This is a genomic window from Geothrix sp. SG200, assembly GCF_022808935.1.
Taxonomy (GTDB): Bacteria; Acidobacteriota; Holophagae; order Holophagales; family Holophagaceae; genus Geothrix; species Geothrix alkalitolerans.
Genome location: NZ_JAKZFR010000004.1, coordinates 39,842 through 51,665 on the forward strand (window position 1 = coordinate 39,842; position 11,824 = coordinate 51,665).

Annotated in this window: 14 protein-coding genes and 1 tRNA gene; 7 read left to right on the forward strand and 8 right to left on the reverse strand. The window is 68.8% G+C overall.

Annotated features, from left to right (window positions below; genetic code table 11):
* Positions 1-5: 5 nt before the first annotated feature.
* The 6 genes from pyrH to ML539_RS09445 form a co-directional block, all read right to left on the reverse strand.
* The gene (gene pyrH, locus ML539_RS09420) at positions 6-710 is read right to left on the reverse strand and encodes a UMP kinase (protein ID WP_243322815.1); all 705 of its coding nucleotides are present in this window, start codon (positions 708-710) and stop codon (positions 6-8) included.
* An 80-nt stretch (positions 711-790) separates the two neighbouring features.
* On the reverse strand, positions 791-1,441 hold the full coding sequence (tsf, locus tag ML539_RS09425) for a translation elongation factor Ts (protein ID WP_243294605.1): 651 nt from the start codon (positions 1,439-1,441) through the stop codon (positions 791-793).
* Between the two features lie 88 nt (positions 1,442-1,529).
* Positions 1,530-2,282, reverse strand: a complete 753-nt coding sequence (rpsB, locus tag ML539_RS09430; RefSeq protein ID WP_243322816.1) for a 30S ribosomal protein S2 — start codon at positions 2,280-2,282, stop codon at positions 1,530-1,532.
* 177 nt (positions 2,283-2,459) lie between these two features.
* Entirely contained in the window at positions 2,460-2,852 is a 393-nt protein-coding gene (rpsI, locus tag ML539_RS09435) for a 30S ribosomal protein S9 (RefSeq protein ID WP_243322817.1), read from the reverse strand.
* A gap of 13 nt (positions 2,853-2,865) precedes the next feature.
* On the reverse strand, positions 2,866-3,300 hold the full coding sequence (gene rplM, locus ML539_RS09440; RefSeq protein ID WP_243287185.1) for a 50S ribosomal protein L13: 435 nt from the start codon (positions 3,298-3,300) through the stop codon (positions 2,866-2,868).
* Positions 3,301-3,406: 106 nt separating this feature from the next.
* Positions 3,407-4,486: a hypothetical protein gene (locus ML539_RS09445; RefSeq protein ID WP_243322818.1), complete on the reverse strand. Its 1,080-nt coding sequence runs from the start codon at positions 4,484-4,486 to the stop codon at positions 3,407-3,409.
* A gap of 102 nt (positions 4,487-4,588) precedes the next feature.
* Here ML539_RS09445 and ML539_RS09450 point away from each other — a divergent pair, with 102 nt between their 5' ends.
* Both ML539_RS09450 and ML539_RS09455 read left to right on the forward strand, forming a co-directional pair.
* A complete protein-coding gene (locus ML539_RS09450; RefSeq protein ID WP_243322819.1) occupies positions 4,589-5,275 on the forward strand; it encodes a hypothetical protein in 687 nt (228 codons plus the stop codon).
* Positions 5,276-5,278: 3 nt separating this feature from the next.
* Positions 5,279-5,992 (forward strand): DUF4190 domain-containing protein, encoded by a 714-nt coding sequence (locus tag ML539_RS09455; protein WP_243322820.1) that lies wholly within the window; start codon positions 5,279-5,281, stop codon positions 5,990-5,992.
* Between the two features lie 3 nt (positions 5,993-5,995).
* Here the strand turns inward: ML539_RS09455 and ML539_RS09460 are convergent, their stop codons facing one another.
* Entirely contained in the window at positions 5,996-6,577 is a 582-nt protein-coding gene (locus tag ML539_RS09460; RefSeq protein ID WP_243322821.1) for a gamma carbonic anhydrase family protein, read from the reverse strand.
* Between the two features lie 363 nt (positions 6,578-6,940).
* Entirely contained in the window at positions 6,941-7,894 is a 954-nt protein-coding gene (locus ML539_RS09465; protein WP_243322822.1) for a putative sulfate exporter family transporter, read from the reverse strand.
* Positions 7,895-7,974: 80 nt separating this feature from the next.
* Between ML539_RS09465 and ML539_RS09470 the strand changes: the two genes are divergently transcribed.
* The 5 genes from ML539_RS09470 (at position 7,975) to ML539_RS09490 (ending at position 11,810) form a co-directional block, all read left to right on the forward strand.
* The gene (locus ML539_RS09470) at positions 7,975-8,898 is read left to right on the forward strand and encodes a LysR family transcriptional regulator (protein WP_243322823.1); all 924 of its coding nucleotides are present in this window, start codon (positions 7,975-7,977) and stop codon (positions 8,896-8,898) included.
* An 8-nt stretch (positions 8,899-8,906) separates the two neighbouring features.
* Positions 8,907-10,121: a pyridoxal phosphate-dependent aminotransferase gene (locus ML539_RS09475; protein WP_243322824.1), complete on the forward strand. Its 1,215-nt coding sequence runs from the start codon at positions 8,907-8,909 to the stop codon at positions 10,119-10,121.
* Between the two features lie 46 nt (positions 10,122-10,167).
* Positions 10,168-10,242, forward strand: a tRNA-Val gene (locus ML539_RS09480).
* Between the two features lie 142 nt (positions 10,243-10,384).
* The gene (gene efp / locus ML539_RS09485) at positions 10,385-10,951 is read left to right on the forward strand and encodes an elongation factor P (RefSeq protein ID WP_243287178.1); all 567 of its coding nucleotides are present in this window, start codon (positions 10,385-10,387) and stop codon (positions 10,949-10,951) included.
* 184 nt (positions 10,952-11,135) lie between these two features.
* On the forward strand, positions 11,136-11,810 hold the full coding sequence (locus ML539_RS09490) for a Crp/Fnr family transcriptional regulator (RefSeq protein ID WP_243287177.1): 675 nt from the start codon (positions 11,136-11,138) through the stop codon (positions 11,808-11,810).
* Positions 11,811-11,824 lie beyond the last annotated feature (14 nt).

Sequence of the window (11,824 nt, forward strand, 5' to 3'; positions counted from 1 at the left end):
GGCGGTCAGGAGACCAGCGTGCCCACGGGCTCGCCCTGCACGGCGGCCACGAGGTTGCCGGGCTTGTTCATGTCGAAGACGAGGATGGGGAGCTTGTTTTCCATGCACAGGGCGATGGCGGAGGCGTCCATGACCCGCAGGCCCTTCTCCAGCACGTCCTGGAAACAGATCCGGTCGAAGCGGGTGGCGGTGGGGTCCTGCTTGGGGTCGGCGGTGTAGATGCCGTCCACGTTGGTGGCCTTCATCACCACCTCGGCGGCGATCTCGTTGCCACGCAGGGCGGCGGCGGTGTCCGTGCTGAAGTACGGATTGCCGGTGCCCGCGCCGAAGATCACCACGCGGCCCTTCTCCAGGTGGCGGGTGGCCCGGCGGCGGATGTAGCTTTCGGCCACCTTGGGCATCTCCAGGCCGGACAGGGTGCGGGTGTGGACGCCCTTGTGCTCCAGAGCGTCCTGGAGGGCCAGGGCGTTGATCATGGTGGCCAGCATGCCCATGTGATCGGCGGTGGTGCGGTCCATGCCCTTGGTGGCGCCCGCGACGCCGCGGAAGATGTTGCCGCCCCCGATGACGAGGCCCACCTCCACGCCCAGCTCCCGGATGGCCTTGACCTGGTCGGCGATCATGTTGACCACCGCGGGATCGATGCCGTACTTCTGCTCGCCCATGAGGGCTTCGCCGGAGAGTTTGAGGAGGATGCGCTTGAACTTCATGGGGACTCCGATCCGGGTGGGGGCGTACCTACAAAAGGGGCGGCCGGAACGGCCGCCCCTTTTGTAGCAGGAAAAGGAACCTACTTGGCGGCGGCGACTTCGGCGGCGAAGTTCTCGCTGCGCTTCTCGAGGCCCTCGCCCATGATGTACTTCGTGAAGCGGCGGACGCTGAGCTTCTCGCCGATCTCGGCGGTCTTCTGGGACAGGTACTGCTGCACCGTGAGGTCGGGGTTCATGATGAAGGGCTGCTCGAGGAGGCAGACCTCCTTGAAGATGCTGTTCATCTTGCCCTCGACGATCTTCTCGACGATGTTCTGGGGCTTGCCGGTGGCCAGGGCCTGCTCGGTGGCGATGCGCTTCTCGGTGTCGAGGAAGTCCTGGGTGACCTCGTCCTTGGTGACGAAGCGGGGCGCGGGGTCGGCGGCCGCGATGTGCATCGCGATCTCCTTCACCAGGCGCTGGAAGGCCTCGTTGCGGGCCACGAAGTCGGTCTCGGAGTTCACTTCCACCAGCACGCCCACGCGGCCGCCGGGGTGGATGTAGGCCTCCACGATGCCTTCGGCGGCGATGCGGTCGGCCTTCTTGGCGGAGGCGGCGAGGCCCTTCTTGCGCAGCCACTCGACGGCCTGCTCCATGTCGCCGTTGTTCTCCTCCAGCGCCTTCTTGCAGTCCATCATGCCGAGGCCGGTTTTCTCGCGAAGGTTCTTCACGTCATTGGCGGTGAATGCCATGTCATCTCCTGGAATCGGGTGGGGTCTTCAGACCATCAGCCATCAGCGGGCGGGCCCTCTGATGGCTGACGAATGGGGCGGAGAGGGACTAGCCCTCGACTTCCATTTTTTCGGCCATCATCTTCTTCATCTCGTCGCTGTCACCCTTGTCGCGGAAGGACTGGCGGCCCTCGAGGATGGAGTCGGCCACGCGCTCGGAGAAGAGCAGGATGGAGCGGATGGCGTCGTCATTGGCGGGGATCACGTAGTCGACCATGTCGGGGTCGCAGTTGGTGTCCACGATGCCCACCACCTTGATGCCCAGCTTCTTGGCCTCGGTGACGGCGATGTCCTCGCGATGGGGATCGATGACGAAGAGCACGTCGGGCAGCGAGCGCATGTCGCGGATGCCGTGGAACGCGGTCTCCAGCTTGAGGCGCTGGCGGTCGAGGTTCAGCAGCTCCTTCTTGGAGAGCATGGCCGTGCGGGCGGGATCCGCCAGGGTGGCTTCGATCTCGCGGAACTTCTCGAGGCTCTTCTTGATGGTGGCGAAGTTGGTCAGCATGCCGCCCAGCCAGCGGTTGTTGACGTAGAAGGCGCCGCAGCGGCCGGCCTGCTCGGCGATGAGCTCCTGGGCCTGGGGCTTGGTGGCCACGAAGAGGAAGTTCTTTCCCTCACTGGCGGCCTTGGTCAGGAAGTTCGCGGCGGAGTTCCAGAGGCGCAGGGTCTTCTGGAGGTCGATGATGTAGATGCTGTTGCGGGCCCCAAAGATATACTTCTTCATCTTGGGGTTCCAGCGCTTGGTCTGGTGCCCGAAGTGGGCACCGGCCTCGAGGAGTTCCTTCATCTGGATGGCAGCCATGCTGGCCTCCCTGGTCAAGCGGCGGTTTCAAGAAGGACGCCGCGGTGGGATGGAAGGCGGTTTCCCGCCTCGATTCGACCGCCCTTCCTGCAGATGCCGGGGGCGGCCCGGTGTAGCTCGGGGGGCCGAAGCCCCCCGCAAAGCTTTTCCAATGCTTTTTCGGCGCAGCCGAAAAAGTTAGCGCTTGCTGAACTGGAAGCGGCGACGGGCGGCCTTGCGACCGGGCTTCTTGCGCTCCTTCATGCGGGGGTCGCGGGTCAGGAGACCGGCGCCGCGCAGGAGGGACTTCAGCTGCTCGTTGTAGCCCAGCAGGGCGCGGGAGATGCCCATGCGGATGGCCGAGGCCTGGCCGGCGGGGCCGCCGCCGACGACGCTGATGACCATGTCGAACTTGCCGTCGAGGTCGGCCAGCACCAGGGGCTGGTGGACCATCATGCGGAGCACGGCGTTCGGGAAGTAGTTCTCGAGGCTGCGGCCGTTGACGGTGATCTTGCCGGTGCCGGGACGGAGGAAGGCGCGGGCGGCCGCGCTCTTGCGGCGACCGGTTCCGTAGTTCTGGGAAATGGCCATGGGGTCCTCGCCTCTACTTCTGGATGGTCAGGATCTGGGGCTGCTGGGCGGCCTGCTCGTGCTCGGGGCCGGCATAGACCTTCAGCTTGCGGTACATCGCCCGTCCGAGGGGGCCCTTGGGCAGCATGCCCTTGACCGCGCTCTCGATGATGCGCTCGGGGTAGGTGGCCTTCATCACCTCGGCCTTGACTTCCTTCATGGAGCCAGGCTGGGTGGTGGTGCGGCGGTAGAACTTCTGCACGCCCTTCTTGCCGGTCAGGACGGCCTTCTCGGCGTTGATGACGACGACATGGTCGCCGGTGTCGAGGAAGGGGGTCCAGGTCGGCTTGTTCTTGCCGGAGAGGACATCCGCCACGGCGGTGCTCAGGCGGCCCACGGGAATGCCGGTGGCATCCACCAGGAACCACTGGCGCTTCAGATCATCGGCTTTCGGGAAGTACGTGCTCATGGCCTGCTCCGGGATCACATCAGGCTGCGAAGACACCACCCTACGGGCGGCGAGTCCACAGAAGGGAAAGCTTATCGTTGGAGGCCGGTGGGGTCAAGCCGGGATTTCAGCCCTGGGGCGCGGCCAACCGCCACAGCTCCTGCGCGATGCGCGAGGCGCCCAGTCCGTCCACCAGGGCCATGCCGTCGCGCACCTGCTCCTGGCGGTTGTCCTGGCCCTCGGGACCCAGCCATTGCGTCAGCGCCTCCCGCACGATGCCGAGGTCGGCCTCGGGCCCCACGCCCAGGTCGAAGCAGCCGTTCGCCATGGCCAGGTCCGCCAGGATGCCGTGCTGCCGGTCGTTCTGGCCCCAAACCGTGGCGGGGACGCCCATGCAGAGGGCTTCGGCCAGGGTCACGCCGGCCGAACACCAGATGGCGTCGTGGTCCTGGATGCGCCGGGTGAGGGCCGGCAGGCTCCTGGCCACGGTGCAGCCCGGGAAGGGATCGCCCTGGATGCCGTTGGGGGCCAGCAGCGTGCAGGCGCCGTGCCAGCGGTCCTCGGAGGCCAGCCTGGCCAGGGTGTCGAAGGCCTTCTGCGCCAGGTTGGGACCGTCGCTGCCGCCGAAGGTGACCAGCAGCTTGTGGACGGCCAGGGGCTGGAGGGGCACCCGCTTGGGACGCAGCTCCAGCGCGGCCTTGTCCACCACGATGAAGTTGGCGCCACGCACCACGCGGCAGGCGCCGGAGGTGGTCTCGTAGGGCCGGATCTTGCGCCCATCCACCACCTTCACGGGATGGTCCGCCCAGCGGACACCCTCCAGGAAAGGCTGGAAGAGCAGGTCCGCCACCTCATGGGCGTCCGTGTCGTCCTCCATGACGGCCACCCTCAGGGGGCGCAGGGCCTGGAGGAACTCGGTGCTGGTGTCCCACTGGTCCACGAGCGCCACGGCGGCGCGGGCCTTCAGTTCCGTCGGCAAGGGCGCGTGGATCGCCTCGCCCAGGTAGGTCGCCTCGCAGGGCAGGGCCTGGTCCAGGAAGGGGTGCCGGCCACCGCCCACCCGGCGGGCGCGGTCATCCCCCGAGGCGGCGATGCAGGCGGTGCCCCCGAGGGCGCGCCAGGCCTCCTGCAGGGCGATGGCGCGGGCCACGTGCCCCAGCCCGAGGCGCAGATCGGCGTGGACGCGGAGGATCAGCAGGGGGGACATGATCCCGAGAGTCTAGCCCAGCCTGTCAAGCGACGGGAGGGACGATCTTTCCCGGAGGGCGCGGTTCTGGAATGCTGGTTCAGACCCCCATCGGAGATGACCGTGTCCGCTTCCAACCTGCCCCAGGCTCCCGGCGCGAGCACCGCCAAGACCACCGGGATCCTTTCCATCGTGCTCGGCGTGCTGTGTCTGCCCGTGGGGCTGGTGCTGGCCATCGTGGCCCTGGTCCAGCACAACAAGGCGAAGAGCGCCTTCGCCGCGGCGCCGGGCGCCTACGAACCCGTGGGCAACGTGGGGCTCGTGACGGCCATCATCGGCCTGGTGCTGCCGGTGCTCCTCGCCATCATCGGGATCATCGCGGCCATCGCCATTCCCGCCCTGCTGGGCCAGCGGGGCCGGGCCCGGGACAAGGCCGCGATGGCGGCCCTGACCGGGACCCTCTGGAATCTGACGGCCGAGTACGACCGCCAGGTCGAGGCGCACGCGCCCCCGTCCGCGATTCCAGGGGCGCTCGAAGCCAAGCTGAAGGATCTCGGCCGCGAGGCCCGGAATCCCTGGAATCCGGCAGCGCCGCCCTTCGTCTACACCATCGGCGTGGTGGAGGGGGCCGATCCCGAGACCCTCGCCTCACTCGTCCGAGCCCGGGCCACGGAGAAGGGGACGCCCGTCTTCCTCCTGGCCCCACCAGATCCCGCTCAGGCCCGCCAGGGGTGGTTGGCCGGGGCCGTGCGCCTCCAGCAGCCGATCAACGGCGAGTCCGTGTACACCAAGACCGCTCCCCTGGACTGACCGATGAGCGATCTCTCCCTGCTTCCCGCCCCCGGCGCCAAGGCCGCCAAGGTCTGCGGCATCCTCTCCATCGTCTTCGCCCTCACCTGCGTGGGCCTCCCTGTGGCGCTCATCCTGGGCATCGTGGCCCTGGTCCAGCAGGCCAAGGCGAAGCGCCTGGCCAAGGCAGACCCCGAGGGCTACGCACCGGTCCCATCCACGGGCCTGGTCACGGGCATCATCGGCCTCGTGCTGGCGGCGCTGATGCTGCCCGTCATGGGCATGGCAGCCGCCTTCGCCGTTCCCAGCGTGATGCTCTACCGGGAGCAGGTCCGGAATACGGCCGTCCAGCACCACCTCGACCGGGCGAAGGCCAAGGCTGAAGCCGCCGTCCTGGAATGGCAGGCCCGGAATCCTGGCCAACCCGTGCCCCAGGAAGCCCTCATTCGGGATCTCCTCCGGGATCCGGAGCTGGCGGCCCTGAGGAACCCCTTCGATCCCCAGAGCCCGGCCTTCCTGGGCGGCGAGACCGGCCCCGGCGGCGCGGTGATGATCCATCCGGACCGCAGCGAGGAAGGGGGCGTCACCACCTGGTCCGTGAAGTTCCGGGCCGAGATTCCTCGGCGGAACGAGCAGCGCGTGCTGACGGCCGAGGTCATCACCCACACCCAGGAGCAGGTGCAGGGTCGCACCGAGGACGGCTGGGAGGTGGTGAACCCGCCGGCAGCCCAGAACTGAGGGTCAAGGAAAGGGGTGGCCCTCGGCGAAACCGGGTTGTGGGGCGTCGATCGACGGCGCCTGCGCCACGGGCCAGCCGTCGGCGAAGTAGGCCTCCTTGTACCGCACGTAGCGGGTCCAGACGCTGGCCACGAGCTCGCGCTGCTGCTCGCTGAGGGGGCCCTTCACCCTGGCGGGCCAGCCGGCCACCAGGCTGTGGGGGGGCGCCTGGAGGCCCTCGCGCACGAGGCTGCCCGCGGCCACGAGGCAGCCTTCGCCGATCTCGGCGCCGTCCATGATCGTCGTGCTCATGCCGATGAGGGCGCCCTTCCGGATGGTGCAGCCGTGCAGCATCACGTTGTGGGCGATGCTGACCTCCTCCTCGATGAGCAGGGGCCACTTGCCATTGGTGACGTGGAGGCAGCAGGCGTCCTGGATGTTGGTGCGAGCGCCGATGCGGATCCAGTTCACGTCGCCGCGGATGGCGCAGTTGAACCAGATGCTGGCGTCGTCGCCGATGGCCACATCGCCCAGCACCAGCGCGCTGTCCGCCAGGAACACGCGCGAGCCGAGCTTGGGAACCATGCCTTGGAAGGGGCGGATCATGGACACCTCGATATGCCGAAACCCCATTATCAGGGCCGCGTGAAACCCCGGATACTGCGAACGGCGTGAGGCCCATCGAAGCGCGATGAAAGAAGAACGCGAAGGAGGCGAAGGCGCCCTGCGGGCGGGCGAAGACCGCGAACAGCGCCGACCCATCCTGGGCCATCCCTTTGCAGACGGCGGCCATGGCGGTTTTCTGGGATCCGCCTGGGCCGCCGTCTGCAAAGCCGAGTCTCGCTGCGCGAGACCCGGGGGCCGAAGGCCCGGATGACCTGGGACTGAAGCCATCGGAACGGGCTTCGCGTGCTTCGCCGGGAGCAAAGCCCCCCTTCGCGGTCTTCGCGTTCCGCTTTTTTTTGGGCTTTATCCCACCGTCAGCCACCCCAGCTTCACCGCCCCCAGGCCCAGCGATCCCACGATGAGCCAGAGCACCAGCCCCTGGAGGAAGGGGCGGAGGCCCACGCTGCGCAGGGCCTCGCGGCCGAGGCCGGCGCCGATGAGGAAGAGGGTGAGCACCAGGACGCGCCGGGCGGCGGCGGCCACCAGGTGCCCCGGCACCTGGAGGGCGGGCACGAAGGTGACGAGGGCCGCCATGGCCAGGAAGCCGGCGATGAACCAGGGCTTCTTCACCGGCGGGGCGTCGGCGGAGGCGGGTTCGCGGCGGGCCATGACCCAGCCGATGCCGAAGGTGAGCGGCACGATCCACAGGGCCCGGGCCAGCTTCACGGTGGTGGCCACCTCCAGGGCCCGGGGGCCGTACGCGAGCCCCGCGCCCACCACGGAGCTGGTGTCGTGGATGGCCAGGGCCGACCAGAGGCCGAAGGCGTCCTGGCCCAGCCCGGCCGCGTGGCCCAGGGGCGGGAAGATGACGAGGGCGGCGGCGTTGAGCAGGAAGACCGTGGCCAGGGCCACGGAGATGCCGTGGTCCCTGGCGCGGATCACCGGGGCCACCGCCGCGATGGCGCTGCCGCCGCAGATGGCGGTGCCCACGGAGATCAGCAGGCCGGTCTCGCTGTCCACCTTCAGCGTCCGCGCCAGCCAGAGGCCCAGGGCGAGCACCAGGAGCAGACTCAGGGCCGTGTAGCCGAGGCCGTGCAGGCCCGCCCTGGCCACCGCCCGCAGGTTCATGTCCGCGCCCAGGCCGATGACAGCCAGGGGCAGCAGCCGGTGGGTCCACCTGCGGGTGAGGCTGGCCGCAGGATTGCCCAGGGTGAGGGCCAGCGCGGCGCCCCCCACCAGGGCCGCCGCGGCGGGGGTGAAGGGGGCCAGGGCCAAGAGGGCGCCGAGGGGAAGGAGGAGGGATGCGAGGTGCTTCATGGGGACTGAAGGTAGGCCCATTCGATTCAAAAAAATAATAGTCATAATGGATGACTCATCAGAAAAACGGATGGAACCCGATGCGTGATGACCTCGACCCCCGCCGCCTGGAGACCTTCCGAGTGGTGGCCCAGGCGGGCCGGATCTCCGCGGCCGCCAGCCTCCTGAACCTGTCCCAGCCGGCCGTGACAGCCCAGATCCGGCAGCTGGAGGCGGACCTGGGCCGCTCCCTCTTCACCCGCCACGCCTCCGGGGTTCAGCTCACCGAGACCGGTCGCCTCCTGGCGGACTACGCCCGGCGGGTCCATCGCCTGCTGGAGGAGGCGGTGGAGCGGCTTCAGGCCGAAGAGCAGCCCGCCGGGGAATTGCGTCTGGGCGCGAGCACCACCGCCGCCGCCTACATCCTTCCCCCGGTGCTCCAGGCCTTTGCCGCCAGCCACCGGCCTGCTCCGCTGGTCCTGGAGGTGGGCAACACGGATGAGGTGCTGGCCTGGGTGCGGGAGGGGCGTGTCCCCCTGGCCCTGGTGGAGGGGCTCACGCGGGCTCCCGGGCTGTCCATGCAGCCCTACCTGAAGGACGAGCTGGTGGCCGTCCGGGCGGCCCGGGCGCCGGAGCCGCTGAGGGCCGTGCGCACCGCGGCGGACCTGGCCGGGGTTCCGCTCATCTGGCGCGAGCCGGGCTCGGGCACGCGGGTGGTGGTGGAGCGCTCCCTGAGGAGGACGCGGCGGATCCAGGGCCCCCGGGCCACGGACCTGGTGGTGGGAGATACCGAGGCCATCAAGTCCTGCGTCCTGCTGGGCCTCGGCATCGGCTTCCTTTCGCGCTGGAGCATCCAGCGGGAGCTGCAGCGGGGGACCCTCGAGCTCATATCCCTCCCGGACCTGAGCATCCCCCGGACTTTTTCATGGGCCCAGGTAGGCGGGGGGCTCGCGGGCCAGGCCGCGGCCTTCCTGCGCCATGCCCTGGCGCATCCTCCCGCGCCGTCCGGGGGGACGGGACGGTAGGCTAGAGCATGACCGAGCAGCTCATCCCCACCCGGCGCGACTTTCCCGCAGACGATCCCATCTTCGCCCTGAACACCGAGGCCCAGACCCGGAAGGCGGCGGGCGAATCCATCCTCAACGCCACCGTGGGCGTCCTGCTGGACGAGGCCGGGCAGCTGGTGGTGCATGAGACGGTGATGGACCTGTGGCGGGGCCTGGGGGCCATGGACGTGGCTCCCTACGCGCCCATCGCCGGGGATCCCGCCTTCCTGAAGGCTCTGGTCCAGCGGTACTGGCCCGCCCTCGACGGCGCGGGCGCGGCCTGCGCCACCCCGGGTGGCAGCGGCGCCCTCTCCCTCTCCCTGCGGAACTTCCTGGAGCCGGGCCAGGCGCTCCTCACCACCGCGCCCTACTGGGGCCCCTACGCCACCATGGCGGGCGAGAACGGCATGCGGGTGGAGACGGCCCCCTGGCCGGCCGTGGGACAGGCGCTGGACGCGGCAGCCTGGGACCAGGCCCTGCGGACCCAGATGAAGACCCAGGGCCGGGTCATGGTCTGGCTCAACGACCCCTGCCACAACCCCTCCGGGCGCAGCCTGTCCGCCCCCGACCGCGCGGCGCTGGCGGGGCTTCTCCGGGGCGTGTCAGCTCTGGGGCCGGTCACCCTGATCCTGGACCTGGCCTACCTGGACTACACCTGCGAGCCCGAAGCGGTGGCGGCGGCCCTGAAGGACTACGCGGCCCTGGGTTCCGAGGGCCGGGTGCTGGTGGGGGCCGCCATGTCCCTCTCCAAGGCCATGACCCTCTACGGCGGCCGCGGCGGCGCCCTGGCCTTCCCCTGGTGCGACGATCCGGCCCTGCAGGCTGCGCTGACTCAGTCCAGCCGGGGCACCTGGTCCAACTGCCCCCGGGCCCCCCAGTCCCTGCTCCTGCGCCTGGCGCGGGACGGCAAGGCCCAGGCGCGGCTGGCGGCGGAGCATCGCCACTGGTCCGAGGTGATGGCCGCCCGCGCCCAGGCCCTGGATGCGGCCCTGGAGGCCGAAGGCATGGCGCCCTTCCGCTGGACCGGAGGGTTCTTCGTCACGGCCCCCGCGGCCGATCCGGAGGCGGCCTGCGAGGGCCTGAAGGCCGAGGGCGTGTTCACGGTGCCGCTGCCGGAGGGACTGCGCGTGGGCCTGTGCTCCATGCGGAGGGACGAGGCCCCCCGGCTCGCCCAGGCGCTGCGGAAGGTCACCGCCTGCTGATCTGGGCTTGGAAACGGACGGATCCTGGGTTATTCTGGTCGACCGCGGGCGTATAACTCAGCGGTAGAGTGCTACCTTCACACGGTAGAAGTCCCAGGTTCGAATCCTGGTACGCCCACCAAAAACCCCCGCCGGGTGGCGAAGAAGGCTCCCCAGGGAGCCTTCGAAGCCGGGACCCGGCGAGGGGTTTTTAAACTCAGCATCCGCCAGGTCCGATCCCTTCGTCGCGTTCCTTCCGATCCCCTCCGTTCCGGGAGCCTCCCATGCCCTTCATCAACGCCACCCAGGTCCGCGCCGGGATGATCGTCAACTTCGAGAACGAGCTCTGCCGCGTCATCAGCGTCGAGCACCAGACGCCCGGCAACCTGCCGGCCCGCGTGGTGGTGAAGATGAAGCGCCTGAAGGACGGCATCAACCGCGAGAACCGCTTCGGCAGCGCCGACAAGGTGGACAAGGCCAGCCTCGAGCAGCACATGCTCGAGTACCTCTACGAGGACGGCGACCACCTCGTGTTCATGAACAACGAGACCTACGAGCAGATGGACGTGAGCAAGGAGCTCCTGGGCGATGACCTGGTCTTCCTCGAGCCCAACATGCAGGTGGAGATCGAGTTCTACGAAGGCCAGCCCATGGGCGCCACCCTGCCCGCCAGCGTGGTGCTGGAGATCGTCGAGACCGATCCCGTCATGAAGAACGCCAACGCCACCGGCTCCTACAAGCCCGCCAAGCTGAACAACGGCATCACCGTGGGCGTGCCGCCCTACATGGAAGCCGGACAGAAGATCCGCGTGAACACGGTGGACCGCACCTTCATGGAGCGGGTGAAGTAGACGCAATCACATCTTGCGAGGCCCCGGTAGGCAGATGCCGCCGGGGCCTTGTTCTATGTGATTTTCGCCAGACGAAATTCCAACCTCGCGGTAAAGTACTGGTCGCTTGGTACCCGTTTGCGTGACCAGGATCACAATCCGATGGAAATGTGCGATAACTGACTTAGTGCCTCGGTGGAGCCCCATGCCTCAAGCAGTCCTCAACCTGAGAAGGATCGAGTTCCTGGCTGGGCTGCCGATGAACGCTGCCGAAGAGCTGGCCAGCATCGCGGAGATGCGGCGGTTCCCTGACGGCGCCCGGGTCTACACCCAGGGCGACCAGGTGCCGGGCGTCTACGTGGTGGTGAAGGGCGGCCTCAAGGTGTTCCGCACGGACGGCCGCGGCCGGGTCCAGGTGCTTCAGTTCCTCAAAGTCGGGGACTGCGTGGGCGAAGTGGCCGTGTTCGACGGCGCCTCCATCGCCTCCAGCGCCGAATCCCATGGCGAGACCGAGTGCTGGCTCATCCCCTCCGCGCCCTTGCGTCAGATCGTCCACCGCCACCCCGAAGTGGCCGAGATGCTCATCCACCACTTCGCCGCCAAGGTGCGCCACCTGGTGACCCTGGTGGAGACCCTCAGCCTGCACAGCGTGCCCGAGCGCGTGGCCCAGCTCCTGCTGGAGGCCCACGAGTCCCATCCCATGCGGTCCCTGGTGGAATTCCAGGAGACCCAGGAGGACCTGGCCCAGTGCATCGGCGCCAGCCGCGAGGCCTTCAGCCGAGCCCTGCGTCTCCTGACCGACCTGGGCCTCATCCAGAGCACCTTCCCGGTGGTGCGGATCCTGGACCTGGGGAAGCTGCAGCGGTACGCGAAGGGCTGAGCCGCGCTCCCAAA